Source organism: Pediococcus parvulus (genome assembly GCF_964063155.1).
Lineage (GTDB): Bacteria > Bacillota > Bacilli > Lactobacillales > Lactobacillaceae > Pediococcus > Pediococcus parvulus.
The window spans coordinates 587838-613658 of sequence record NZ_OZ061292.1 but is presented as its reverse complement, the minus strand read 5'-3'; the positions used below and the strand labels follow the sequence as shown (position 1 = coordinate 613658).

At 40.1% G+C, this 25821-nt stretch carries 18 protein-coding genes, 5 tRNA genes and 1 rRNA gene; 4 read left to right on the top strand and 20 right to left on the bottom strand.

Going from position 1 to position 25821, the window contains the following annotated elements:
* Positions 1 to 14 precede the first annotated feature (14 nt).
* The 9 genes from AB3217_RS02865 to AB3217_RS02825 form a co-directional block, all read right to left on the bottom strand.
* Positions 15 to 992, bottom strand: a complete 978-nt coding sequence (locus tag AB3217_RS02865) for a mannose/fructose/sorbose PTS transporter subunit IIA (RefSeq protein WP_068806240.1) — start codon at positions 990 to 992, stop codon at positions 15 to 17.
* 263 nt (positions 993 to 1255) lie between these two features.
* On the bottom strand, positions 1256 to 4189 hold the full coding sequence (locus tag AB3217_RS02860; protein WP_367365651.1) for a sigma 54-interacting transcriptional regulator: 2934 nt from the start codon (positions 4187 to 4189) through the stop codon (positions 1256 to 1258).
* A gap of 220 nt (positions 4190 to 4409) precedes the next feature.
* Positions 4410 to 4495, bottom strand: a tRNA-Leu gene (locus AB3217_RS02855).
* Positions 4496 to 4565: 70 nt separating this feature from the next.
* The gene (locus tag AB3217_RS02850) at positions 4566 to 5021 is read right to left on the bottom strand and encodes a SprT family protein (protein ID WP_057784629.1); all 456 of its coding nucleotides are present in this window, start codon (positions 5019 to 5021) and stop codon (positions 4566 to 4568) included.
* Positions 5018 to 7201 carry a Tex family protein gene (locus tag AB3217_RS02845; RefSeq protein ID WP_367365650.1) on the bottom strand — a complete coding sequence of 728 codons (2184 nt, stop codon included), beginning with the start codon at positions 7199 to 7201 and terminating at the stop codon, positions 5018 to 5020. The genes AB3217_RS02850 and AB3217_RS02845 overlap by 4 nt, the downstream gene beginning before the upstream one ends.
* 139 nt (positions 7202 to 7340) lie before the next feature.
* Positions 7341 to 7778 (bottom strand): hypothetical protein, encoded by a 438-nt coding sequence (locus AB3217_RS02840; RefSeq protein WP_057784631.1) that lies wholly within the window; start codon positions 7776 to 7778, stop codon positions 7341 to 7343.
* Positions 7779 to 7801: 23 nt separating this feature from the next.
* The gene (locus AB3217_RS02835) at positions 7802 to 10465 is read right to left on the bottom strand and encodes a cation-translocating P-type ATPase (protein WP_367365649.1); all 2664 of its coding nucleotides are present in this window, start codon (positions 10463 to 10465) and stop codon (positions 7802 to 7804) included.
* Positions 10466 to 10712: 247 nt separating this feature from the next.
* Positions 10713 to 11534: an ammonia-dependent NAD(+) synthetase gene (nadE, locus tag AB3217_RS02830; RefSeq protein ID WP_057784633.1), complete on the bottom strand. Its 822-nt coding sequence runs from the start codon at positions 11532 to 11534 to the stop codon at positions 10713 to 10715.
* Between the two features lie 14 nt (positions 11535 to 11548).
* Positions 11549 to 13021, bottom strand: a complete 1473-nt coding sequence (locus AB3217_RS02825; protein ID WP_057784634.1) for a nicotinate phosphoribosyltransferase — start codon at positions 13019 to 13021, stop codon at positions 11549 to 11551.
* Between the two features lie 115 nt (positions 13022 to 13136).
* On the opposite strand from AB3217_RS02825, the gene AB3217_RS02820 reads away from it, so the two are divergent.
* Positions 13137 to 13880, top strand: coding sequence for a WecB/TagA/CpsF family glycosyltransferase (locus tag AB3217_RS02820; protein ID WP_367365648.1), 744 nt, complete (start codon positions 13137 to 13139; stop codon positions 13878 to 13880).
* A 57-nt stretch (positions 13881 to 13937) separates the two neighbouring features.
* On the opposite strand, the gene AB3217_RS02815 is transcribed toward AB3217_RS02820, so the two are convergent.
* The 3 genes from AB3217_RS02815 to proC all read right to left on the bottom strand — a co-directional run bounded on the left by AB3217_RS02815 (position 13938) and on the right by proC (position 16713).
* Positions 13938 to 14639, bottom strand: a complete 702-nt coding sequence (locus AB3217_RS02815) for a GntR family transcriptional regulator (protein WP_057784636.1) — start codon at positions 14637 to 14639, stop codon at positions 13938 to 13940.
* Between the two features lie 63 nt (positions 14640 to 14702).
* On the bottom strand, positions 14703 to 15848 hold the full coding sequence (nagA, locus tag AB3217_RS02810; RefSeq protein WP_367365647.1) for an N-acetylglucosamine-6-phosphate deacetylase: 1146 nt from the start codon (positions 15846 to 15848) through the stop codon (positions 14703 to 14705).
* A 73-nt stretch (positions 15849 to 15921) separates the two neighbouring features.
* Positions 15922 to 16713: a pyrroline-5-carboxylate reductase gene (proC, locus tag AB3217_RS02805; protein WP_367365646.1), complete on the bottom strand. Its 792-nt coding sequence runs from the start codon at positions 16711 to 16713 to the stop codon at positions 15922 to 15924.
* A 198-nt stretch (positions 16714 to 16911) separates the two neighbouring features.
* Between proC and asnB the strand changes: the two genes are divergently transcribed.
* Genes asnB through AB3217_RS02790 form a run of 3 tightly spaced genes read left to right on the top strand, consistent with a single transcriptional unit; the run spans position 16912 to position 21536 of the window.
* A complete protein-coding gene (gene asnB / locus AB3217_RS02800; RefSeq protein WP_367365645.1) occupies positions 16912 to 18786 on the top strand; it encodes an asparagine synthase (glutamine-hydrolyzing) in 1875 nt (624 codons plus the stop codon).
* 5 nt (positions 18787 to 18791) lie between these two features.
* Positions 18792 to 20012: an aspartate kinase gene (gene dapG, locus AB3217_RS02795; protein ID WP_367365644.1), complete on the top strand. Its 1221-nt coding sequence runs from the start codon at positions 18792 to 18794 to the stop codon at positions 20010 to 20012.
* 42 nt (positions 20013 to 20054) lie between these two features.
* Positions 20055 to 21536: a UDP-N-acetylmuramoyl-L-alanyl-D-glutamate--2,6-diaminopimelate ligase gene (locus tag AB3217_RS02790; RefSeq protein WP_367365643.1), complete on the top strand. Its 1482-nt coding sequence runs from the start codon at positions 20055 to 20057 to the stop codon at positions 21534 to 21536.
* Positions 21537 to 21600: 64 nt separating this feature from the next.
* Here AB3217_RS02790 and AB3217_RS02785 read toward each other — a convergent pair whose 3' ends face one another.
* From AB3217_RS02785 to rrf, 8 genes are all read right to left on the bottom strand, one after another.
* A complete protein-coding gene (locus tag AB3217_RS02785) occupies positions 21601 to 22437 on the bottom strand; it encodes a metallophosphoesterase (RefSeq protein ID WP_068806263.1) in 837 nt (278 codons plus the stop codon).
* Between the two features lie 216 nt (positions 22438 to 22653).
* Positions 22654 to 22725, bottom strand: a tRNA-Gln gene (locus AB3217_RS02780).
* 9 nt (positions 22726 to 22734) lie between these two features.
* Positions 22735 to 22817, bottom strand: a tRNA-Tyr gene (locus AB3217_RS02775).
* 104 nt (positions 22818 to 22921) lie between these two features.
* The gene (locus AB3217_RS02770; RefSeq protein ID WP_367365642.1) at positions 22922 to 23743 is read right to left on the bottom strand and encodes a metallophosphoesterase; all 822 of its coding nucleotides are present in this window, start codon (positions 23741 to 23743) and stop codon (positions 22922 to 22924) included.
* Positions 23744 to 23852: 109 nt separating this feature from the next.
* On the bottom strand, positions 23853 to 25331 hold the full coding sequence (locus AB3217_RS02765) for a peptide MFS transporter (protein WP_367365641.1): 1479 nt from the start codon (positions 25329 to 25331) through the stop codon (positions 23853 to 23855).
* A gap of 115 nt (positions 25332 to 25446) precedes the next feature.
* Positions 25447 to 25519, bottom strand: a tRNA-Thr gene (locus tag AB3217_RS02760).
* A gap of 53 nt (positions 25520 to 25572) precedes the next feature.
* Positions 25573 to 25645: transfer RNA gene (locus tag AB3217_RS02755), tRNA-Asn, on the bottom strand.
* Positions 25646 to 25651: 6 nt separating this feature from the next.
* Positions 25652 to 25768 (bottom strand): 5S ribosomal RNA (rrf, locus tag AB3217_RS02750).
* Positions 25769 to 25821: the final 53 nt, after the last annotated feature.

The following is a 25821-nucleotide window of genomic DNA, read 5'->3' as shown; positions in this document are numbered from 1 at the left end:
TTTTTTCTTGAATATTAAGCTTTCTTCTGTTTGTTTAACTCACTTTGTGCTTTTTGAAGAATATCTTCCATGTTACCCTTTGAATCAGTTGGGACTTTACGAACATCGAAGTCGACGCCGTCTTTTTTCAACTTAGCAAAGGTATCAATATCATTTTGATCAAAAGCCAAAACTGTATTTGGTTGAACTTTACCAACTGAATGTGACATTGAACCAATATTCAATGTCTTCAAAGGTACGCCACCCTCAATTGCTCTAAGGGCATCTTGAGGTGTTTCAAAAAGTAACAAGGCACGTTGGCCACCAAAATGTTTGTCATCTTTTGCCAATTTAATCATTTGATCAATTGGCACAACATGAGCTTTAACACCAGATGGTGCAGCCTGTTGGATCATACTCTTACGCAAATCATCGTGGGCAACGTTATCCGAAACGACGATAATTCGAGTAGGGTTGGTAGTCTTTGTCCAAGCTGTTGCGACCTGACCATGTAACAAACGTGAATCGATACGTGCTAAAACGTACTCAAGTTTACCAGGTGCTCCTGCATTTGATGGTTGTGCGGAAGCTGCAGCAGCCTTTTCTTTAGGCTGTAATTCTTCTGGACGAACTTTAACGCCTTCAACACCTGTTTCGATAATGTGTGCTGCAATATCACGGGCACTATCCATAGACATTCTTGAAGCATATGCCTCAATTAACATTGGTAAGTTCAATCCGGCAACAATCGCCCATTTGTCTTTGTGAGCTTCAAACAAGTTATTTACTTGATTGAAAGGTGTTCCACCCCAGAGATCAACTAAGAACAATACCTCATCTTGGTTTTCGAAAGAAGCAATTGCCTCTTCCAATTTTCCTTTAATATCATCGGGTCCTTCGCTGGGTTTTAATGTAACGGCCTTAACATCCTTTTGTTCTCCGAAAATCATTGAACCGGATTGTAAGATCCCATTGGCGAATTCACCATGACTAGCAATGATAATCCCTACCATTTCTATACCTCCTATTATGATTGTTACAGTAAACAAAAATATAACGAATAATTTCTTAATAACCTGTAACTAAATTTATCTGTTGGACAGACATTGACACTTAAGTACAAGACCATCATTATTTGCACTCACTTATATATAAGCAAAAACCGTGCCAAGATACACTAGATGAAAACGCCTACTTTAAAGCAATTAAAAATAACACACAAGATTGATACACTACTTATGTATCAATCTTGTGTGTTATTTAGTCCGTTAACCATCTATTTTCGGGCTAGCGTTGCATTTCCAGAAACAGGCTGATCCGGATTTTCTTCCTTAGTCTGCCAAGTTTCTAGAAGTTTAACAATGTAGTAAACTTCCTCAACTGGTAAATCAATCCGAATTCTCCGAAGATGGCTCTCATTAACGGCTTCAACCGCTGGATACCATTCAGATTTACTCAATTTTTCCAATTCTGCTTTTGGCGCGGAAATTTCCCCTTTGGTAACGGTTCGTTCAATCGCACCAGCGATATGCATGATCAGATTGATTTTAAAAGATTCGTTAAATTTCTTTTGTGTGTCACTTTGTAGCTGATCAATGTATTGCCACAGAACATCCGTAATTTTGTGGGGATTAATAAAAGTATAAAATTCGTCCAAATATTGCCAACAAAGTTCTTTAGTCAACTTTACGTCTTGATGATCTTCAATTGATTGAATTGAGTCCCGTTCAACCACTTTATTAATGAAGGCCTCACCGCCACCTTGAAGAACTTTTTGTAATGGCATAAATGGTACCTGAATATTAGGATGGGTAATCCCAGTGGTTGCAATCACCTGATACTTAGCTTGGATTTTTTTCAGATGATGATCCATTCCAACCAACGAAATTGGGATCACCTTAATATCATCAATCAAATTTTCAACCAATAATTGATCTAAAATGTTTTTGATCTTTTTTGCTGTCCCTTCACCAGTTGAACAAATTGCCACAATTGCTTTAGGTTGCGTAGTTCCCGGCACAGGTTTTTCCGATAAATCAACGTGTTTTTCTTTCTGTTCTGTAGAAACATTAATCCGTGAGTAACCATGAAATTCACGCAACTCTGAATAAATCGCCGCCAAATCGGTATCAATAAAGGATGCCTTGCGCGCAGCTTCCAAGACCATGGCTGTGGTCACCATATCAATCACTTTGACTGGAATATGGGTTTCATCGGTAATCTTATTTCCAAACGTGCTTAGCGAACCCATATCAACTAAAAGCAACACACCGTTACCCTCATCTGCTCGTTTGACACAGTCCACAATTTCTTTATAGGCTGTTTGGGGCTCCATATCTAATGGCATATCGAATGATTGAACGGAGTTATCCGATAATAATTGGGAAACAACCTGAACCATGGAAGTCGCCGTGCTGCTTCCATGTGCTGCAACGACAATGCCCACCTTACCAGAAGTTGGTGCAATTTTTAAAGATACCAATAGAATTGCCAAATAATAACTTTCCGACTCTGGAATTGGGACATTGTACCGATTTTCTAACTGCGTTTTAATTTCTTGAGCTACTTTCATTTCATTTGGATAATCCTCCACCATCGCGACCAAATCTTTACTCATGGTCCGCATCGGCTTCCCAGACTGAATCCGTTTAATGAAGGAACTAATATGCAAGCTCATGGCATAAAGGAAATTATCGCGAAAACGATAGTTCAATTCCTTTTCAATCTTAGTCTGGATCTCTTTTGTGAAGTCAATGATATTTTGGTCCACAATTTCGGCCAATTTAGCTTCTGCCCGCATATCATCTTCATCCGGTGAAAATGTTTTTAAATGAAGATTAATATCCGTTTTAATAAAATGATTAATGTGATCCTGATCTAAGCCTTGCTTCCGCAGTAATGTGGCTTTATCTCCAATAATTTCATATAAATTATACGGTAATTCATAACTATCGTTCCGGTTGGTCAAAACGTGTGTATCAGAATCCGGTTGAATCGTCATGTAAGGTTCCAATAATTTAGAAATCTCACCAGAGTCACGACGATTAGCAGCTAAATGAACTAAACCGTCCTTAATATTCGGTGGTAAATCGTCCACCGAAATCATGATTTCACCTTTATTCTCAATATTATTCAAAAATCCACGCGCACAAACCAACTGAATATTAGACTTTAACTGACCCACGTTTCCATAAGTGACACTGCCCAACAAGGACTGTACAACATCTTCCGTTAAAGTAATTTGTTTGTGTGTCCGATTGGCTTCAATACTTAATAAAGCCTTCAAAAGTTCAATTCGTTCCTTTGCACTTCGCTTGTTAAATGCTGGTAACTGAATTGTAATCGGAATTCGACGAACAAACGTCTTTAGAAGTGAGCTTTCAGGATCTTCAGTTGTGGCACAAACTAACCGCACATTTGCATGATGTATCTTTGAAGTTTCGCCAAGTTTGCTGTAGGTTCCGTGATCCATGAAATAAAAAATCATTTCTTGTCCTTCAGGTGGCAACCGGTGAACTTCATCTAAGAAAAGCATCCCGTTATCTGCCTCTTGAATCAAGCCGTCTTTATCTTCATTAGCGCCGGTAAACGCGCCCTTCACATAACCGAATAAATGCGACATTAATAACTCTGGATTATGTGAATAGTCAGCACAGTTAAACGTAATTAACTCATCTGTTTTTTTAATCAGCTGCTGTTGTTTGGCAAATTCAAACATAGCATTCGCAAAATAAGTTTTCCCAGAACCGGTTGGCCCAATCACTAACGTATTCAAACCACGCGGGGGGTATAAAATAGCTGCCTTAGCCTGCTCAATTTGGTTGTGCATACTGGAACTATTGCCAATCATGTGTTCAAACACATCACTACTTTCATTAATGGGGTGTATTGTTTGCTCTGAAATTTCACGCTTTTCAAGGCCACTATGAATGCGCCGTTTTCCTTCTGCCAAAGGAGAGGTTACAACTTCTTTGACCCCAGCTTGATTTTCTTCCACTAAACGACAGTACCGTACTGGTCGTCCAGAAATCTTGGTCAGTTTATTTTCGCGAACCAGCTGATTTAATTCCTTGCTCACATTAGAACGAATTAAATCCAACGCATTGGCAACTTCCTCAGTTGTTACAGCGGCACCTTCGCTCAATTCTGTTACCGTACTACCAGTTGTTTTTTCCGAAACAAATTCATAAATTCGATCTTTTCTTTTCATATGATGACCCTCATCTTTTGATACTGTGTTGATATACTTACACAAGACAGTATCAGTTTAGCATACTGTGTCAATTAATACAGAAATTAACCTTTTCAAGATTTATAACGCTTACTTAACCAATCTTACGACACAAAGTTAATTTTTAAATTTTGTGTATTCCTATTTTTGGCGAGAAAAAAAGTAAGGAATAAATTCCTTACCTTTTTAAAACCTATTATGCACCCAAGAAGATTCGAACTTCCACCGGGAGAACTCCCGACAAGATCCTTAATCTTGCGCGTCTGCCAATTCCGCCATGGGTGCAACAAAACTATTACCTAAACTATATTAGCAAAAAACGGTAATAGTTACAACCTTTTTCCTTAAAATCACGTTAACTTGCTTGAACAAGTTGCAATCTACCCCCACATTTTCCACACCGATATTTTTTCAAATCAATGTGTCGTTGACGCGGATAACGAAGACCACATTGCTGACAAACATAAATCAATCGGACTTTCTTTCGGCTTTTTACAGGGCTTGCTGGAGCGAAACGCGAGCCACCGACCTGCCGCAATAAGTGCCTAAACGTAGCATCCCGATGCTGATAGCCTTGATGCGTCAGGTGCAAATGATAGTGGCACAATTCATGTTTTATAATGCCAATTAAAGTCGGTAAATCATGTTCTGATAACATCCGAGGATTAATATCAATGTTGTGGGTCTGCAACTGATAACGACCACCTGTAGTGCGCAAACGTGAATTAAAGTAGGCTTCATGCGTAAATTTTCGGTGAAAATCAGTTTCTGAAACTTCTTCCACTAATTTTTGTAATTCATAATCTGTCATTTATTCGTTGCGTCAACTGGATCTAACATGGTGAGTTGAATTCGATGTCGGTCTAAATCAACACTTTCAACCCAAACGGTGACGACATCACCAACTGAAACAGCTTCACCTGGATTCTTAATAAATTTCTTGGTTAACTTAGATACATGAACTAGCCCATCTTGTTTAACCCCGATATCGACAAAGGCCCCAAAATCAACCACATTTCGAACCGTCCCTTGCAGTTTCATCCCTACCTTTAAATCCTCTAAAGTAAGCACGTCGCTTCTCAACAGCGGAGCAGGCATACCATCGCGCAAGTCGCGCCCTGTTTTTTCTAATCCGGCAATAATATCTTGAAGGGTTTCGACACCAATCTCTAAGTCAGCTGCTGTTTGGTTAAGATCTAACTGTTTAAATGCTTGTGCAGCTTCTGGAGTCCCAATCTGATCCAAACTTAACCCAACTTCAGTTAATAACTTTTTAGCAGCCTTGTAGCTTTCTGGATGAATGTCTGTATTATCAAGCGCATTTTTCCCCTGAACAATTCTTAAGAAACCAACTGATTGTTCATAAGCTTTCGGTCCCAAACGAGGGACTTTCTTTAATTGATTTCGAGCCTCATAACTGCCGTTTTCATCACGCCAGTTCACAATATTTTGGGCAGTTGTTTTGGTCAAACCAGAAATGTGTTCCAACAATTGAGGACTGGCTGTGTTTAAGTTGACCCCCACTTGGTTGACGGCTGTTTCAATCACTGTATCTAATTGACTGGTTAATTCTTTTTGGGGCACGTCATGTTGATACTGACCAACCCCAACTGCCTTAGGGTCAATTTTAATTAATTCCGCAAGGGGATCCTGAAGACGTCGCCCGATACTAATGGCGCTTCGTTCCTCAACATGTAATTCAGGAAAGGCATCCCGAGCAGCCTTACTTGCTGAATAAACTGATGCTCCAGCTTCGTTTACAATCACATAATAAATCTTCCGATCAATCGTTTTTAATACTGACGAAACGAATTCTTCAGATTCACGACTAGCTGTTCCGTTTCCAATGGCAATCATCTCAACGTGGTAGTCTTCCAAAAATTGTTTGAATTCTCCAGCAGCCGCCTGCCGTTTAGTTTGTGAGGCAGGTTTATGCGGATAAATCACCTTTTTCGCTAAGAACTTCCCGTTAGGATCCATGATAGCTAACTTACAGCCTGTTCGGTAAGCAGGATCAAATCCCAAAACCACTTTTCCTTTAATTGGTGCTTGCATCAACAAATGGTACAAGTTCTCGCCAAACACGTTGATTGCCTGTGTATTAGCTTCTTCACTTAATTCATTTCGGAGTTCACGCTCTATTGCGGGGCCAATAAACCGCTTGTAAGCATCCTCATAAGCATCTTGAAGTTGCGTCACTGCCGGTCCTTCATGACTGCCAATAATCCGAAAATGTAAATACCGCATGATAGCGGCTTCATCAACTTTAATTTGGGCTTTTAAAACGCCCTCTTTTTCGCCTCGGTTAATGGCTAAAACACGGTGTGACACCATATTAGAAAGAGATTCATCAAATTCATAATAAAGTTGATAAACGCCTTCTTCATCTTTTTCTTTTCCCTTAGATTTCACTTGAGAAACAAAGCGGCCATTTTTACGGGTGTAATTTCGAATCCAATCTCGGAATCCGGCACTATCACCAAAAGCTTCCGCTAAAATTTCATGGGCACCGGAAAAAACATCTTCAACAGTTGTGACCTTTTTGTCGGCATTAATGAATTCACTGGCCTTAGCTGTCAAATCACTCTGAGGAAAGGTCATCAGCCAAAAAGCAAATGGTTCAAGTCCTTTCTCCTTGGCAATCGTCGCTTTTGTCCGGCGCTTTTGCTTGTATGGTAAATACAGATCTTCCACCGTTTGTAATTTATCTGCTGATTTAATTTGCTTTTCTAAATCTGGTGTCAATTTACCCTGTTCAGAAATGAGTTTTAAAACATCATCTCTTCGTTTTTCTAGCGTTTCTGCTTTATTATAGCTGGTCTGAATTTGACGAATCTGGACTTCATCTAAACTGCCCGTTCGCTCTTTTCGATAGCGCGCAATAAAAGGAACTGTATCGCCCTCATCCAAAAGACTCAATGCTGCATGAATCTGTTTTGGTCGCATATCTGATAGTTGTTTTTCAACAATTTTTACAATTCGATCTTCCAAAAAATTCACTCCAAACTAATCATTTCGTTCTCAACAACACATAGTAATAAGTATAGCATACAGGCCCATTCATTCTATTTTCCATTTTCACTATACAAAAAAACTAGGAATTTATTTTTCCTAGTTTTTTTTGGCTATTTTAGCCCATCATCATTGCCATAATACGATCAAAGGCTTTTGAAACGGCATCCATATCCTTATCCTGAGCCTGTTCTGCTTTACTAAACTGCTCAGAATCAATCTTTTTATTTGCTTCATCAATGCTAGTTAGCATTAATTCACAATCCTGGGCATACGTCTCATAAGCACTAGTTAACTGCTTATGGCGTCCTAAAATTTGAACTGGTGGTTTTGCTTTTTTTAAAGTTTCGACATTTTGCTTATACAGATCAACTGCTTTTTTGAAAATGGTGACAATCTCATGTAGGTCACGATCACTTAAAGAATCAATTCCCTTTAAAGCTAATGTTTTCTTGAAATTTTGAAAATGAGGATCAACCTCTTCACCCATTTGTTCAGACGATTCCATTACCCGATTGAGCAAATTAGCATACCCTTGCGGATTACTTTTACGCATTTTAATATCTCCAATTCTAATTATTAGCGAGCTGCAAATCTTCGTTGGAACCATTTCACGATTTCAACAATTACAATAATTGATAATGAAGCACCACCAACAATTGCCCACTGGTGCAGATCCAAATGACTCACGTGGAAAATATCATTCAAACCAGGAACCACTATGGTAGCGGCCAACAATATAAACGATACCACAATTGACCAATTAAAGAATTTATTTTTCAAAGTAGTTGCACTAAAAATTGAGCCATGAATGGATTTTGAGTTAAAGGCATGGAACAACTGAATTAACCCTAATGTTGCAAATGCCATGGTCAACGCATCTGCATGTGCCTGAGCATAAGAAGCATGCACCGGATACAAGATGGCAAGACCATAAACTGTCAAGGTAATCAGTCCTTCTAACAGTCCTTGATAAATCACATTACTTGCGACCCCACCAGACAAGAAGTTGCTTGCTCTTCCTCGCGGCTTTTGTTTCATCACATTCTTTTCTGCGGGTTCCAATCCCAACGCAATTGCTGGGAAGGTATCAGTTACTAAATTAATCCATAAAATGTGAACTGGCGCAAGAATTTGCCAACCCATCATTGTCATGACAAACAACGTCAAAACTTCACCCAAGTTTGCAGACAAGAGATACTGAATTGCTTTTTGAATATTGGCAAACACTTTTCGTCCTTCTTCAACTGCCACCACAATTGTTGAGAAGTTGTCATCTGCCAAAATCATATCACTGGCACCTTTTGAAACTTCGGTACCTGTTATTCCCATGGCAACCCCAATATCAGCCTGCTTAAGGGAAGGCGCATCATTCACACCATCTCCGGTCATCGCCACAACTTTGCCTTGTTTTTGCCAAGCATTTACAATTCGTACTTTGTGTTCAGGGGCCACACGCGCATAAACCGAATACTGGTTAACTTTTTTAGCAAAGGTCTTATCATCCATTTCATCCAATTCAGTTCCAGATATAACTGCTTGATCATCGCCTTCTTCAATAATACCCAAACGTTTGGCAATTGCCGCCGCAGTATCGCGATGATCACCTGTAATCATTAATGGGCGAATTCCAGCCTGTTTAGCTTCTTCCACAGCCTGTGCTACTTCAGGACGTTCGGGATCAATCATCCCGATTAGGCCGGCAAAAATTAATTCTTGTTCGACCACTTCAGACGCCAAGGTTGCTGGGATTTCATCCACAATTTGATATGCAAATCCCAGCACTCTAATCGCCTGGGTTGCCAATTTATGGTTTGTGTCCAAAACAAGTTTACGCTCGGCGTCATCCATTGATTTGATTTCTTCGCCCTCTTCAAACAATGTTGTTCGTTGTAGTAATTCATCTGGGGCACCCTTGACCGTTTGTAAAAATCGTCCATCTTCCAATTGATTATATGTGGACATCAATTTACGTTCAGAATCAAATGGGACTTCGGTAACTCTTTTTTCTGAGCTAATTAATTTTTCGACATTTTGATGTTTATCCAAATTAAATTGAATTAAAGCCGTTTCGGTAGGATCACCAATCAAACCTTCTTTAGTTTGTTTGGTATCATTATTTAACACCATTAACTCAAACAAATGGTTGTAAGGATAATCTTTTGGATCGACATCCGCGGTGTCTTTCAATTGATTATTCACAAAAAATTTTTCAACAGTCATTTTGTTTTGGGTCAACGTTCCCGTTTTATCAGACGCAATGATTTGGGTCCCACCCAAAGTCTCAACGGCTGGTAATTTTCGAATGATTGCATGTCGTTTGGCCATTCGTTGCGTACCTAACGCTAAGGTAATCGTGACAATGGCTGGTAAGCCTTCAGGAATAGCAGCAACGGCTAAAGAAATTGCCGTCAGCAACATATTAATTAGGCTTTCGTTTCCCCGAATCATCCCCACCACGAAAACGATGGCTGCAATCACTAAAATTAAACCAGTTAAAACTTTACTCAGCTGCGTTAAATTGTGCTGCAGCGGGGTTGTCGTTTCTTCGGCATTGTTGATCATATCTGCAATTTGGCCAACTTCAGTATGCATCCCAGTACCAACAACCACGCCACTACCACGACCATACGTGACATTACTATTCATGAAGGCCATGTTAGTTTGATCACCGATTGGCAACTTACTATCCTTTAAAGCTGCAATTTGTTTTTCAACTGGGACAGACTCACCAGTTAAGGCGGCTTCTTCCATTTTTAAACCAGCAGACTCAATTAAACGCAAATCGGCAGGAATAATATCGCCAGCTTCCAGCAAAACAATATCGCCAGGAACCACATCTTCGCTCTTGATAGTTTCTACTTTTCCGTTTCGTTTAACATGAGCTTGAGGCGCGGAAAGTTCCTTTAAGGCCGCAATTGCCTCTTCAGCTTTTGTTTCCTGAAAAACACCAAAAATCGCATTCAGCACAACCACCAGTAAAATGATGATGGCGTCAACGCCTTCACCCACAAACACGGATACTATGGCCGCCGCAATCAATACAATGATCATTAAATCTTTAAACTGAGCGATGAACTTTTGTAAGAGACTTGTATTTTTCTTAGTCTCTAACTGATTAGCGCCGTGCTTGGTTAAACTTTCTTGGACTTGTGCATCGGTCAATCCTTCTGGAGAACTGCCTTGAGCTTTCAGCACATCTTCCACGCTCTGGTTGTAGTAATTAACTTTTGTAGCTTTCATGTGTTCCTCCTTATTTTTCGACACACAGGGGCTTTTTAAAAAAAGAGACCCGTGCATGTCCACACTAAAATGCGAACATCCACGAGTCTCACTTTTTCAGGCAATACCAGATTTAATCTTGTTGACGACATTGCCGCAGAAATAACTGCTAGTTACTCCCTCATGTTTTGTTGTTAATTTATTATAACTATAAGCAAACCTAATAGCAAGTGATTTTGCTTTTTATTTTTCTTGGCATCTCAATCTTCTAGAATTTATCGTAAACAGTATATGGTAAATGACGTTTGTGCGCCGTTTTTTGATACCAACTTTCGATTTTTTCCGCAGCCTTAGTTTCGATTTCATGCCCCTCTAGATAATTATCAATATCATCGTAAGTCACGCCAAGCGCTACTTCATCAGGCAAGGCAGGACGATTATCTTCCAAATCAGCCGTTGGAACCTTTTCGTATAAGTGTTTTGGCGCATTCAACTCTTCTAAAAGTGCCTTGCCTTGACGCTTATCTAACCGCCAAATTGGAGTAACATCTGCACCACCGTCACCGAACTTGGTATAAAAGCCCGTCACCGATTCAGCGGCGTGATCCGTACCAAGCACGATGCCATTATTAGCACCAGCAATTCCGTACTGAGCAATCATGCGTTCTCGGGCCTTGATATTTCCCTTGTTAAAATCACTAATCTTCAAATCATTAGCTTCAAGTGCCTGTACCATTGCGTCAGCAGCTGGTTTGATGTCGACCCGTTTAACTTGATCAGCTTGTATATATTCGATCGCCGCCATTGCATCCGATTCATCAGCTTGCACGCCATATGGCAAACGGACTGCGATAAACTGGTAATCTTGGTCGCCAGTTTCTTCACGCATTTCAGTAATGGCCATCTGCCCTAGTTTACCGGTTAATGTTGAGTCCTGACCCCCGGAAATGCCTAGCACAAAGCTTTTGATAAAGGTGTTTTTCTTTAGATACGTTTTTAGGAAATCAACACTACGGCGAATTTCCGTTTTTGGATCAATTTCGGGCGCCACTCTTAAATTTTTGATAATCTCTTGTTGTAATTTTCGCATTGTTGCCATCTCTCTTATTCACTAAATTTTAACGAACTGACGTATTTTCGAACACCATTAATGCTGTTCATCTTATGGTCATAACATTTCTCAGATAAATCAACGGGATAGTCTTGCGGATTCAAATCACGTTTATATTCATCCCATAAGGAATCCAACATCTTGCGAGAGTATTCCTTAACATCTTTCAGTTCTGGAAGTTTATAAACCAGCTTGCCATCTTTAAAAATTTCATGTAACAGTGGGCGTGCATTGAAATCACTCACCGTTTTGTTAATGTACGTATAATTTGGATGGAACATGTAAATTGAAGGTTGCTTTTGCGGATCTTCATCCCAGAGGGTCACGTAATCCCCCTCTGATTTACCATCTGCATTTTTAGAAATTCGCCAAACTTGTTTTTTACCGGGTGTAGAAACTTTTTCCACATTGTTAGATAGTTTAATGGTATCAACCATCTTACCGTCTTCACCCTCGATAGAAACCATCTTGTAAACGGCCCCTAAAGCTGGTTGATCATAAGCGGTAATTAATTTTGTGCCGACACCCCAAACATCAATTTTGGCACCCTGCATTTTTAAGTTTTGAATTGTTTTTTCATCTAAATCATTTGAAGCATAAACTTTGGCATTCGGAAAACCAGCTTCGTCTAATTGCTCGCGTACACGCTTTGATAAGTAAGCCATATCACCACTATCAATTCGAACGCCCAAGAAATTAATCTTATCACCCATTTCTTTGGCTACCCTAATCGCATTGGGTACCCCACTTTTGAGCGTGTCATAGGTATCTACCAAAAACACGCAATCATGATGGGTTTGGGCATATGCTTTAAAAGCATCATAATCGTTACGATAGTACTGAACCAGGGCATGCGCATGGGTTCCGCTGATCGGAATTCCAAAAATTTTACCTGCCCGGACATTACTTGTGGCATCAAAACCGCCGATGTAAGCCGCCCTAGTCCCCCAAATTGCGGCACTCATTTCTTGAGCACGGCGCGTACCAAACTCTAACAAGGCATCGTTGCCAACGACGGATTTAATTCGTGACGCTTTAGTGGCTATCAAAGTTTGATAGTTCACAACATTTAAAATGGCGGTTTCAACTAATTGGCAATCAGCTAACGGACCTTCCACTTGCATAATTGGTTCGCCGTTGAAAACTAAATCACCTTCAACAGCGGAACGAATTGTGCCACTAAATTTAAAGTTACGCAAATATTCCAAGAAGTCATCCGGATAATGTTCTGATTCTTTCAAATAAGCCAAATCAGAATCCGTAAAGTGCAACTGTTGGATATACTTCACGACTCTTTCCAAACCAGCAAAAATCGCGTACCCATTTTTAAAAGGCATATCTCGAAAGAAAACTTCAAAAACAGCGTTCTTATTGTGAATTCCTTGTTCCCAGTAAGTTTGAATCATGTTAATTTGATAGGCATCCGTATGTAACGTTAAACTGTCATCCGGATATTTTTTAGTCATGACGATTGTACTCCTCAGTTAGTTAGTGGTTTAATAATATTAACAATAGTTGCACCTATTTTATCATTTTTTCCATGGTGCGTCATTTTCAATAGTCGAAAGGATTGATTTTATTATGAATGACCCATTTCGAAGCGTTAAAATTATGGGGATTCCATTTGCAAATACCACACGTAATCAGTTTATCAATCAACTCCAAACTCGAATTCAAAATCACCAAAATACGTTTGTTGTCACGGCAAATCCGGAAATTGTCATGTATGCAAACCGAAATGAACCCTATCGTAACCTTATCTTAAAAGCTGACTATATCTCACCGGATGGAATTGGCATTATTAAAGCCGCAGCAACGCTAAAAACACCGTTACCTGAGCGAATCACGGGATTTGATATTTTTACAGGTCTCCTTAAATGGGCCGATCAAACACAAAAGAAAGTGTATTTTTTAGGAGCTAAACCGCATGTGATCAACCTTTTAACAACCAAATTAGCTGCTAACTTTCCCGGCGTTCAAGTTGTCGGTGCCCGCGATGGTTACTATAAAGACGAATCATTAATTGCAGCTGAGATTAAAGCCCAACAACCCGATATTGTCTTCGTTGCAACTGGTTTTCCCAAGCAAGAGCAGTTTATTGCGAGTCATCGTCATCGTCACCTCACAAACGGGTTATGGATGGGCGTGGGTGGCAGTTTTGATGTCTTTGTAGGGATTGTTAAACGAGCACCTCAATTTTGGCAAAATCATCATTTAGAATGGTTTTACCGATTAATTACCGAACCCAAACGGCTCAAACGACAAATGATAATTCCTCAATTCATGTGGAAAATTCATCAACTCAAAAAACAAAATAAGCTCTGATACTAAAAATAGTTTGTCATTTTCATTTCGAAAATCGACAAACTATTTTTTGTGTTTTTAACGATTGAGATAAAATTCAAATCGTTCGCCCACATATTGAGTGCGCACATATTCAAATGGTTTCCCATCTTGTAAATACGACACCTGACGTAAACGTAAAATTGCTTCTCCACGTTTTACAGATAGATATTCGGCAATCTTTTCAGAAGCTAGCATTGCCGAAACGGTCTGAGTTGCCTTACCGGGAACTAATCCCGCCTTTTTCTCTAACGTACCATACAATGAACTGGTTACTTCAGCCTTACTGAAATCTTTCACGAGATTTTCTGGTACCGTAGCCGTCTCAAAACAGATAGGCACTTTATCCGCATACCGAATCCGTTCCATCCGCAAAACTAATTCACCATCATTTAGCTCTAACTTTTCGCTTTCACTCATAGAAGGTTGCCCCGCATGGTACGAAATCGTTTTGCTGGAAGGAGTTTTACCTTGCGCAATCATTAAGTCAGTGAAACTGGTCACACCAGACATTTTTTCTTGAACTTTCTGATTAGCTACAAAAGTACCCGAACCCACACGACGCTCCAAAATACCCTCATCAACTAATGTCTGAATGGCTTGTCTAAGTGTCATTCGGCTTACATTGAACTGTTCTGCTAATTCACGTTCTGCTGGAATACGGTCACCAACTGCCCATTTACCAGCCTCGATAGATTTTTTAATTTCATTGTGAATTTGAATATAAATGGGGGATCCCACGATTCCACCTCCTGTAAACGACTATAAGCTTATTATAACGAAAAAATAGCTAGTTTCGGAACTTTATTTTTCAGTATTTGAGAATTCACGGCCATAGCTGTAAGTAGCCAACTTGTTCAGGTTATCATCAAACAAGTTCAAATCCGCATCTTTACCCACTTCAAGAGTTCCCTTACTGTCCAAACCAAATTCGTTAGCCTGGTTGACAGAACTCATCTGTACGGCATTTTCAATACTGCATCCCATAAATTTCATGGCATTCTTGAAGGCATCTGTATATTCCAAAACTGAACCAGCTAAGGTTCCGTCAGCTAAGCGAGCCTGCTTGTCTTTAACATAAACTTTTTGGCCACCTAATTCACTTTCGCCTTCAGGCATTCCTTTAGAACGCATCGAGTCAGTTACCAATTCGATCCGTTCTGGGCCTTTAACTTCGTATGCCAAACGCAACATGTCAGGAACAATATGGAAACCGTCACAAATTAATTCAGCATAGATGTTGTCTTCCAACATTACGTGGCCGGTAACGCCTGGTTCACGATGCTTCCATTCCCGTTGTGCATTGTACAAATGAGTTCCGTGACTCACTTTACTATTTAATAAATCCGCCCGTTTGGCATTACTATGGCCAACAGATGGCACAATTCCATGTGCTAAACAGTAAGATTCAAATTCATCGGCACCCTTATCTTCAGGAGCCATGGTGATTAATTTAACTAACCCATTAGCAGACTTGTTCCACTGTTCCAACAAGTGAACGTCAGGATCTTTAATGTATTGTTCTGGTTGTGCACCTTTGAAAGTAGCTGAAATAAAGGGCCCTTCCAAATGTACCCCTTTAATGACGGGATTGACAGCAGCTGCTTTAGCTACTCCTTTCATCGCATGATCAATGTTTTCGTTCGATTGCGTCATTGTGGTACAGAAGTAAGTGGTAATTCCTTCTGTTTTTGTCATTTTCGTAACCATTTCGTTAATTTGGTCAGCGTCACCATCCATGGCATCAAACCCATAGCCGCCATGACTGTGCACATCAATAAATCCTGGGGTCACAATTGTTTCTGCAGCAAAGTGAATTTCGTCATCTGGCAAGGGACGGAACTCGCTCATTGGCCCAACAGCTTCGATTTGTTTGTTAAACCGAATAAAGCCGTCATCAATTTTCTCTAAACCAGTATAAATCGTGGCGTGTTTCAATACAGTACTCATTAGTTAAAAATCTCCTTCAGTTTTATTTAAGTTCATTATAATCGGTATAGACCACAACTGCAAGGAGAATCTGTTATTCACCTTTTTCTTTCGCAATGGTGGCATCAATGCCTTTGACTACCGAGGTCATAAAACCGGCCTCTTCCATTGCTAGAAAACCGGCGACCGTTGTCCCACCTGGTGAAGAAACCTTATCAATTAAAGCAGCTGGGTTATCATCGGCCTCAAGAACCATTTTGGCACTCCCATTCACAACTTGGGCCGCAATTTTGGTTGCTGCCTGCTTAGTCAACCCATACTTAACGCCCGCTCGTGATAACGCATCAATGAAAAAGTAAGCATACGCCGGCGCACTACCTGCAATCGCTCCAAAGGTTGTGAAGTCAGATTCAGATACTTCCATGACCTTCCCAACTTTTTCAAAAATATTTTTACCAATATTAAATGGTGAATCTGTTAGTGGGCCACTTGCAGCCAAGGCGGTCATCCCTTCATTAATTTCAACATTAACGTTTGGCATCACCCGCATAATTGGCCAATCACCAATAATGGCCTGCATTTCGGCAATATCTAGACCAGAAACGACGGAAGCCACTAATTTGTCAGCACTGTTCACTTCCAATTTAATATCAGTTAACACCTGTTTGGCAATGTCTGGTTTAACGGCTAATACCACCACATCAGCCTTTTTAGCAACCTCTTCATTACTAGTTTCCAGCGCCAACTGATTTTGTTTTGCAAATGCCTCATAATGTTCAAGGTGACCACTGTGCACCAAAATGTCCGTTCCCGAAACTCCCGCCTTGATCAACCCAATAATAATGGCCTTTGCCATGTTGCCAACTCCAATAAATCCAATTTTCATTTTTATTCACTTACTTTCTTTTTTTATATTCCCATTTTATCATTTTTCAAAATAACAATTTGTTTTCGTTGTGAAAACGCTTTTTTACAGTTAAAATTAGTTAATTCTTGATTTATACCGTTTTTTAAACTTGATTTAATCTGTTACCTATATAGTCATAAATATAAAGTTAATAAAACAAAAAGAGGAGATGGCCGTATGTGTGGATTTGCAGGCTGTTTGACCGACCTTTCAAAAATCGACGGTCAGACTGAAAACAATACAGTTCATGAAATGACAAATATGTTGGTCCATAGAGGCCCTGACGATAGTGGCTACTTTGAAGATGCTCACATCACCATGGGATTCCGGCGTTTAAGTATCATTGATTTGGATGGCGGCCATCAACCCCTATCCTATGATAATGAACGCTACTGGCTAACTTTTAATGGTGAAATTTATAACTTTGTTGAGTTACGGAATGATTTAATTAAAGACGGATACAGTTTTAAAACAGAGTCTGACTCCGAAGTTATTTTAGCTTTGTATGCCAAATACCAATCTGACGTCACTAAATATTTACGCGGCATGTTTTCGTTTGTGATTTGGGATAAACAAGAAAAGACTTTCTTTGCTGCTCGCGACCAATTTGGTATTAAACCATTTTACTATGCCATCCAAGGCGACCAGTTATATTATGCTTCCGAAAGTAAAGCCATTTACAAAATTCTTGCGCAGCGAACTTTTGATCATGATGCCTTGCAAGATTACATGACATTCCAATTTGTACCAGAACCAGAAACCCTAACTAAAGAAATCAAGCTACTTTCACCAGGATGTACATTAACCAAAAAAATTGGTGATGATCTCGTAATTAATCGTTACTACCATCGAGAATTTCATACTTCGAGCGAATCGGAAACGGCCTACATCAAAAAGATTCGCGAAGTTTTGTTAGATTCCGTCAAAATGCATATGCGCTCTGACGTGCCAGTTGGTTCCTTCTTATCTGGCGGAATTGATTCATCAATTATTGTGGCCATGGCAAAAAATTTTAACCCCAACCTAGAAACGATTTCAGTTGGATTCGAACGCGAAGGCTACAGTGAACTAGATGTTGCCCAAGAAACGGCTGAAAAATTAGACGTTAAAAATTACAGCAGTTTAATTACCCCTGAAGCATTCATGGAAGCTTTTCCTAAGTTTGTTTGGAGTATGGATGATCCCCTTGCGGATCCGGCTGCTGTGCCCCAATATTTCTTGGCAAAAGAAGCTGTGAAACATGTAAAAGTAGCCTTAACAGGTGAAGGTGCTGATGAGTTGTTTGGTGGTTACACTATCTATCACGAACCAGAATCATTAAGTGTATTTAATTACACCAAGCCCTTAAATGGCGCTTTAAATCATATTGCCCGATTAATTCCGCGTGGCGTAAAGGGTCGCTCATTTTTGTTACGTGGCACCACACCCCTTGAAAAACGTTATGTTGGCAATGCCTTTATATTTAATGAAACCGAAAAACGTGCATTTTTTAAAAATTATAATCTCAGTCATCCATTTCAATCCATTACGAAACCATTTTATGACGAATCACAAGATTATGACCCGATTACAAGAATGCAATTTATCGATATGCACACCTGGTTAAACGGCGATTTGCTTCACAATGCTGACCGAACTACCATGGCACACAGTTTGGAATTACGAACCCCATTTGTGGATCGAGAAGTTTTCAAAGTGGCTTCCAGCATTCCAGCTGATTTACGAATTAGTCATGGAACGACCAAATATATTTTACGAAAGGCAGTTGAAGGTATTGTACCTGATCACGTCTTACATCGTAAAAAATTAGGTTTCCCTGTGCCAATCCGTTTCTGGCTAAAAAGTGAAATGTATGATTGGGCACGCACAATTATTCAAGATTCCCAAACGGATCAGTATTTTGATAAAAACTACTTTTTAACGTTATTAGATGATCACCGTGATGGTGTGGCAGATAATTCCCGAAAATTATGGACGATTCTCACCTTTATGATGTGGCATAAAATTTATGTGGAAGAGTTAGAACCGAAGAACGATAGAGAGTTGGTATAGATAAAATGGAGATTGTTATTCAAAAATTCGGGGGCACTTCTGTTAAAGATGTAGCCGCTAGAAAGCAAGCTTTAGTGCATGTGAAATACGCAGTTGATCACGGTAAAAAAGTCGTGGTTGTGGTTTCCGCCTTTCGGGAACCAGGAACATCCTACACAACAGACGGTCTTTTAAATCTGGTCCACAATAACCAATCAAGGTTATCTAAACGTGAGTTAGATATGTTGGTTTCCGTTGGTGAAATTGTTTCCGCAACCGTGTTTACAGAACAGGCCCGTGAAGCTGGCTTAGATGCCACTGCTTTAACGGGCAGTGAGGCCGGAATTGTAACCGATGATGAATTTCAAAATGCCAAAATACTTAACGTTGACCCGACTCCTATCAAAAAAATGTTTAAAAAGACGAATGTCGTCGTTGTTGCTGGGTTTCAAGGTGCCACTAAAGATGGTGAAATCACAACCATCGGCCGTGGCGGTTCTGATGTCTCGGCTGCCGTTTTGGGTATGGCCTTAAACGCTGAATTGGTAGATATTTTTACCGACGTAAGCGGCATCATGACGGCGGATCCTCAACTTGTAAAAAGGGCCCGTTGTCTCAAGTCCATCAGCTATGATGAGCTTGCCAATTTGGCCCATAATGGCGCTCGTGTCATCCATCCACGAGCTGTTGAAGTTGCTAAACAAGCTAACTTATCAATGCGGATTCGGGCAACCTATCAACAACCTGAAGAATTAGGCACAATTGTTGGCGAAAGAAATCCCCACATTTCTCATTATCGAACTGTTACAGGTATAACCAACCAAAACAACTTAACTCAATTTTCTGTTTCAACTGAGAACCTAACATCTGGTCAGATTTTCCAATTAATGGCCGCACAAAATCTCAGTATTGATTTTATTAATATTTCTACCGATTCGGTTGTTTTCAATTTGCCACAAATGGATACCTGGCTTGCTGAAAAGACTTTAGCAACCGCCCATGCAAACTATCGAATGGTTTCTGATTGCGCCAAGGTTGCCATTGTAGGAGCCGGAATTACGGGCACTCCAGGGATCACGGCCCGGATTGTCAACACATTAGCCAAGCACCATATCGATATTTTACAATCAACTGATAGTTATACGACCATTTGGGTTCTAATTCATAAAACCGACCTCACTGCGGCTTTAAACAGTTTACACGATGAATTTTTACAAAGCCATCAATTCACCCTTACTCAACAGTAATGTCAGTCAGTTATCTGCCTATTCTAAAAAGGAGCGTTCTCAATGAAAGTTAGCAAATTAATTAATAGTTTAAAATTCAAGCAAGTTCAGCCAACTATCACAACTGATTTTGATGTGACAATGTTGACTCAGGATACCCGCGAGATTCAACCTGGTGCGATGTTTATCGCCGTAGGTGGCTATCACATTGATGGTCATACATTGGTTAAACAAGCTGTTGAAAAAGGCGCCAAAATCATTGTGGCTCAAAAGCGGATCAACGTTACCGTTCCTGTTGTGTATGTACAAAACACTGAACGAGCCATGGCAATCCTTGCCGATGTTTTTTTTGAGGCTCCTAGCCAAAAAATGCATATGATTGGTGTGACTGGCACCAATGGCAAAACAACCGTTACCCATTTAATCGACCAAATTTATCGAGATCAAAATCAGGCGACTGGTCTGATGGGAACCATGTATCGCCGCATTAAAGATGAAACTTTTCCAACTGAAAATACCACACCGGATGCCATCACGACGCAAAAGACTTTGGCACAAATGCGCGAAGTTGGCGTAAAAACCGTTTCAATGGAAGTTTCGTCGATTGCTTTAGTTTTGGGCCGCGTTTGGGGAATTGATTACGATGTTGCTGTCTTCACAAATCTCACGCGTGATCATTTAGATTTTCACAAAACTATGGATGATTATATTCACGCTAAAAGTATGTTGTTTGCTCAATTAGGCAATAAATATAATGCAGACGGCACTAGTAAAGTCGCCGTTTTAAATACCGATGATCCCGTTGGTCGTGAGTTTGAACAATATACCGCTGCCCACGTGTTGACCTATGGGCTCAATACCGATGCGATGATTCGTGCTCAAAACATTCAGATTTATAGTCATGGTACTGAATTTGACTTGTCCGTATTTGGTCATCTCACCCATGTCACAACGAAACTGATTGGCCAATTTAATGTTTACAATCTGTTGGCTGCCTTTGCCGCGGCTTATGCAGGCGGGCTACCAGAAGCACAAATTATCACTTCATTGGAAAAAGTTTCGGGGGTAAAAGGCCGTTTTCAATCCATCCCTTCTCATACAGGGGTCCGGGTAATTGTTGATTATTCACATACACCAGATAGTCTTTTAAATGCTTTAGAGACCATCCATTACTTTGCTAAAAAAGACATTTACTGTGTGATTGGTTGTGGTGGCGATCGTGATAAAGGAAAGCGGGCCAAAATGGCAAAAATTGCCGTTGAATACAGTACGAAGCCGATTTTTACCGCGGATAATCCACGTACAGAAGACCCGCAGGCTATTTTAAATGATATGCTAGCCGGCGTTCCAAACGATCACCCCGAAGTTTACATTGATCGCCGGGAGGCCATTACGAAAGCTGTTGAATCGGCCAAGTCGGGAGACGTCATCCTGATTGCCGGAAAAGGACACGAAGATTACCAAATTCTTGGTCGAACCAAACATCATTTTGACGACTGTGAAGAAGCCGCCAAAGCCCTGGCGTTAAAACCAGTGGCTGATTAATTAAATAAGATGTTAAAAAAGTCGCAAATCCAGTTGTTCATGGGTTTGCGACTTTTATCATTGCTTACTTGGGATCTTTTGACAGAAAATCTTCTTCAATTAACTTATTTGGAATCTCCTGAACTTGTTGGTTCACCACAAATTTTGCTGAAACGAACCCTCCATTTGGATCAAGCGTTAATGCCACAATTCCACCACTAAATGCACCGGAACGACTACCAGCATCAATTAAATAACGCGGTACATCTTGACTGTCAGCTTGCATTTTTATGAATCCGGATCGATTAAAGATCTGAACTGGTGTATGTCCAGTGACAATCACCTTACCTAACTCATTTTTATGCCATCCCGCTGATTCCAATCCTGCATTGAAATAATAGTCATTTCTAATCCAAAGTAAATCGTCTTTTTCTTGTTTATTAAGACTCACTCCCCAACGAACACCAGCATGGACTGCAAGTATTTTGCCAGTTTCCCAGGTAAATGGTCGATTACTTAAGAACTTCGTGTAAGGGGCCAGTTTTGGAGCATTGAGTGCCCTTTGAATCACAGGTAGCGCGCCGGAGTGAATTCCTAATTTTCGCCACGTATGAGCACCACCATTAATTCGCCACGTTTGATAACTCAAATCATCACCAGTAGCTGTCTGTACCCAAAAATCATCATGGTTGCCAAGTAATACAATATCACTGTGCTGATTAACCCGATTCATCAAAATATCTAAAACACCTAACGGATCAATTAATTGCGTTTCTTCATGCTTTGAAAAATGCCGAGTTGCTGTCCCATCAATGTAATCACCTAGAAAAATCAGGCGATCCTCTTCCGTATTAATGGCATTCAAAAGTACTTTTAAATCATCACTAGCTGAATGAATGTCACCGATAAATGTATAATTCATTAGACGCCTCCGTCTATTCCACTACTAGAAAGAAAACTCATCAATAATAAAAAAATAAGCCCACCTAATATGAACCTATTGTACCGTAAATTTTTGAAGATAAGAGGATAACCTATTTTTCACTAAAACTTTACTACCTAAGTGCATTAATAGAAGATACAAAAAAAGCCTCTACATCAGTACTTAAACTGGTAGCGACTTAGAAAGGCGTAACTATTGGGCTAGATGGGATCGAACCATCGCATCTCGGGATCAAAACCCGATGCCTTACCGCTTGGCTATAGCCCATTCATAAAATGGAAGGGAGTGGATTCGAACCACCGAACCCGAAGGAGCGGATTTACAGTCCGCCGCGTTTAGCCAGACTTCGCTACCCTTCCCTTTTGAATTGCATTAAAACTTCTAACGCATCCGACTAAAATATAATACCGAAAATTTGAACAAATATCAAGGGGTTTTTACAAATTTCCTCAAATTAATTTTTTTAAAGGTCAAAGAAAACCAGTCGTGATCGCCATTCGGCGAGGAAAGTATCATTTTGCCATTCCTTAATTCGTTTTGTATAATAACCTACTGATTGATTGTAGTAAGTCGTTTTTTCAAATTGCTGTGGAGCTGGATGAATGTGCATATGACCGAATATTACCTTATTAACTTCGAATTGTTCTAACACTTGTCCTAATTTTGCACTCCCCATATAGGCATTAGCCATATTCCATAAATTTCCTTCAGGTGCATAGCGAATATAATTACGTCGTGGTACAAAATGTGTAAAGTACAGGACACGTTTTGGGGCCTCCTGAGCCGTTTTAAGTTGTTGAGTAGTTTCATCTAAAACTAGTCCCATTCTTTCACCATCGGACATTGGTTGCTTAATAGACCCATCTATCCAGTAAGCACGCTTCCAAGTTTCAAAATTAGCGATAGTTTTGCCCTTAACATTGTCCGCAAAACTGTAATCATACCACCCGTTATTACCAATTACCCGCCAGTCGGTCTCTGGCACATCAAAATATTGGTTATGCAAATAACTATTATCAAGTTGGCTCTCTAATTCTTCGAACGTAACGCCATGAACCATATCATGGTTCCCAGCAATAAATTTTACAAGCGTTTGGGAACCTAATTCGTTTTGTAAGTTTTGCACATACGCTAGACTCTTTGTAAAATCATTAAATAAATCACCAGCAATTAAATACAACCCAACGTTTTGTTGGCTTAAATATTCTGCTTGATTTTTTAGTGTTTCATCAACATCTAAGCGATTTACGTCAAAGTGGTTGTCACTTGTTATTGCAATCCTCATATTTGTCTCCTTTCACACTGTTAGTTGATCATTTTACACGCCTCACAAAAAATTGTCTTCTAATTAGAAAAAGATCAGTCCTTTAAAGAACTGATCTTTATTTTTAAATTTAATTGATACCGACCATCTTGGATGAAATCCATTTAGATAACAAGAGCAATAGAAGGCCAAAAACAATGCTGACAGCGCCGACAACCAAGAAGTAAGGAACTTCTGTCGCGCTCGTGTAAAAACGTACAATTTGGGCATTAATTGCTTGACCAGCAGCATCTGCCAAGAACCACATACTCATCATTTGAGAACTAAATGCTTTTGGTGCTAGTTTAGTAGTTACAGAAAGACCAATTGGCGAAATTAACATCTCACCAATTTCAACAATTGCCCAGCTACCAACTAACCAAAGGGGATTAACTTTACCAGCCGTTCCAAACATCATTCCTGGTAAAGCAATGAATAAGTACGAAACTCCCGCAAACGCCAACCCATAAGCAAACTTATGTGGAGATGTAGGTTGCTTGTTCCCCATTTTAATCCACATCCACGCAAAGAATGGTGTATATAGCATCATAAACAACGGATTAAGGGACTGGAATTGTGAAGCCGCCAAAGTAATTGGCCCTAAATGTAACTGTGTTCGTTGAGCCGCGTATAAGGCAAGAACCACTGATCCTTGTTCTTCAATTGCCCAGAAAATCACTGCGGCAATAAATAACGGAACATAAGCCCAAAGACGAGAACGTTCAATTTTAGTCACTTTGTTACTTGAAAACATCAAAACAAAATAAATAATTGGTGTGGCAACTGCCACCAAACTTAATAACAAGACAACATTGTCAATTGTCATGGCATTGGCCAGTTGCATAACGAGCAGGATAAGCGCAAAAATAACAACCCCAATGGTCACCTGCCATCCAAGTTTATGTGCGTCCTTAGGCTCAAGTGGGTCAGAAGGATACAAACTGTCTTTGCTTAAGTACTTTTTCCCACCTAAGTAGTATTGAAGAAGACCAAAGAACATTCCAATTGCAGCTAGTGAAAAACCAACGTGAAAGTTCACGTGTGCTCCTACCCAGCCAACAAGCAGTGGCGCAATCAAGGCTCCTAAGTTAATTCCAAAAACAAAGATGCTAAATCCTGAATCACGACGAATATCTTCTTCGGTATATAACCCGCCGACCATTTCAGAAACATTAGGCTTTAATAACCCAGTTCCGATGACGATCAGTGCAATTGAAATAAATAGTGCTGGGGCTCCAAATGGTAGTGCTAGTGCAATATGTCCTAACATGATGAAAATACCGCCCCAAAAGACAGTTTTTCTTGGTCCTAAAATACGATCACTAACAAAACCGCCGATTACACTCGTTAGATAAACTAATGAACCATATATGGACATCACAGAAGCAGAAGTTGTCTGACTAAAACCGAGACCACCCTTTGATACTGCATAGTACATATAGAACAACAGAATGGCACGCATTCCGTAATAACTGAAACGTTCCCACATTTCTGTAAAGAACAATGTTGAGAGCCCTCTAGGTTGCCCAAAGAAGGACTTATCATTGCTCACGTCACTTTGGTTATTCAATTTATTTCTTCCTCCAAACATCTCTATGTAGCTTATCGTGTATTATTTTTAGGGGTAAAGCTTCCCAAATTCTCCTAAAAACAACAAAAGACACCATAAACGGTGTCTTATTCAATGCCGGCTAGGCGACTTGAACACCCGACCCTCGGTTTACGATACCGATGCTCTACCAACTGAGCTAAGCCGGCAGGTATAGAAAAAGATGCTAACTTTCAATTGAGAAGGTTAACATCTATCACTACTCCGGCAGGCGGACTCGAACCGTCGACAACCTGATTAACAGTCAGGGGCTCTACCAACTGAGCTATGCCGGAATATTCGCATGGCAACGTCCTACCCTCGCAGGGAGCGATCCCCCAACTACTCTCGGCGCTAAGAAGCTTAACTTCTGTGTTCGACATGGGAACAGGTGTATCCTTCTCGCTATCGCCACCACACTTCTCCGATCCACCTTCGTGGCTCGTGTGAAAGAAATTTATTCTCTCAAAAC

What these genes read in the sequence shown, in the direction of transcription:
- dapG (WP_367365644.1), top strand. Translation starts at nt 18,792, where the DNA reads ATGGAGATTGTTATTCAAAAATTCGGGGGCACTTCTGTTAAAGATGTA.
- nagA (WP_367365647.1), bottom strand. Translation starts at nt 15,848, where the DNA reads ATGAGTACTGTATTGAAACACGCCACGATTTATACTGGTTTAGAGAAA.
- AB3217_RS02825 (WP_057784634.1), bottom strand. Translation starts at nt 13,021, where the DNA reads ATGACTAAAAAATATCCGGATGACAGTTTAACGTTACATACGGATGCC.
- AB3217_RS02850 (WP_057784629.1), bottom strand. Translation starts at nt 5,021, where the DNA reads ATGACAGATTATGAATTACAAAAATTAGTGGAAGAAGTTTCAGAAACT.
- AB3217_RS02860 (WP_367365651.1), bottom strand. Translation starts at nt 4,189, where the DNA reads ATGAAAAGAAAAGATCGAATTTATGAATTTGTTTCGGAAAAAACAACT.
- AB3217_RS02865 (WP_068806240.1), bottom strand. Translation starts at nt 992, where the DNA reads ATGGTAGGGATTATCATTGCTAGTCATGGTGAATTCGCCAATGGGATC.
- AB3217_RS02835 (WP_367365649.1), bottom strand. Translation starts at nt 10,465, where the DNA reads ATGAAAGCTACAAAAGTTAATTACTACAACCAGAGCGTGGAAGATGTG.
- AB3217_RS02790 (WP_367365643.1), top strand. Translation starts at nt 20,055, where the DNA reads ATGAAAGTTAGCAAATTAATTAATAGTTTAAAATTCAAGCAAGTTCAG.
- asnB (WP_367365645.1), top strand. Translation starts at nt 16,912, where the DNA reads ATGTGTGGATTTGCAGGCTGTTTGACCGACCTTTCAAAAATCGACGGT.
- proC (WP_367365646.1), bottom strand. Translation starts at nt 16,713, where the DNA reads ATGAAAATTGGATTTATTGGAGTTGGCAACATGGCAAAGGCCATTATT.
- AB3217_RS02820 (WP_367365648.1), top strand. Translation starts at nt 13,137, where the DNA reads ATGAATGACCCATTTCGAAGCGTTAAAATTATGGGGATTCCATTTGCA.
- AB3217_RS02785 (WP_068806263.1), bottom strand. Translation starts at nt 22,437, where the DNA reads ATGAATTATACATTTATCGGTGACATTCATTCAGCTAGTGATGATTTA.
- AB3217_RS02770 (WP_367365642.1), bottom strand. Translation starts at nt 23,743, where the DNA reads ATGAGGATTGCAATAACAAGTGACAACCACTTTGACGTAAATCGCTTA.
- nadE (WP_057784633.1), bottom strand. Translation starts at nt 11,534, where the DNA reads ATGCGAAAATTACAACAAGAGATTATCAAAAATTTAAGAGTGGCGCCC.
- AB3217_RS02840 (WP_057784631.1), bottom strand. Translation starts at nt 7,778, where the DNA reads ATGCGTAAAAGTAATCCGCAAGGGTATGCTAATTTGCTCAATCGGGTA.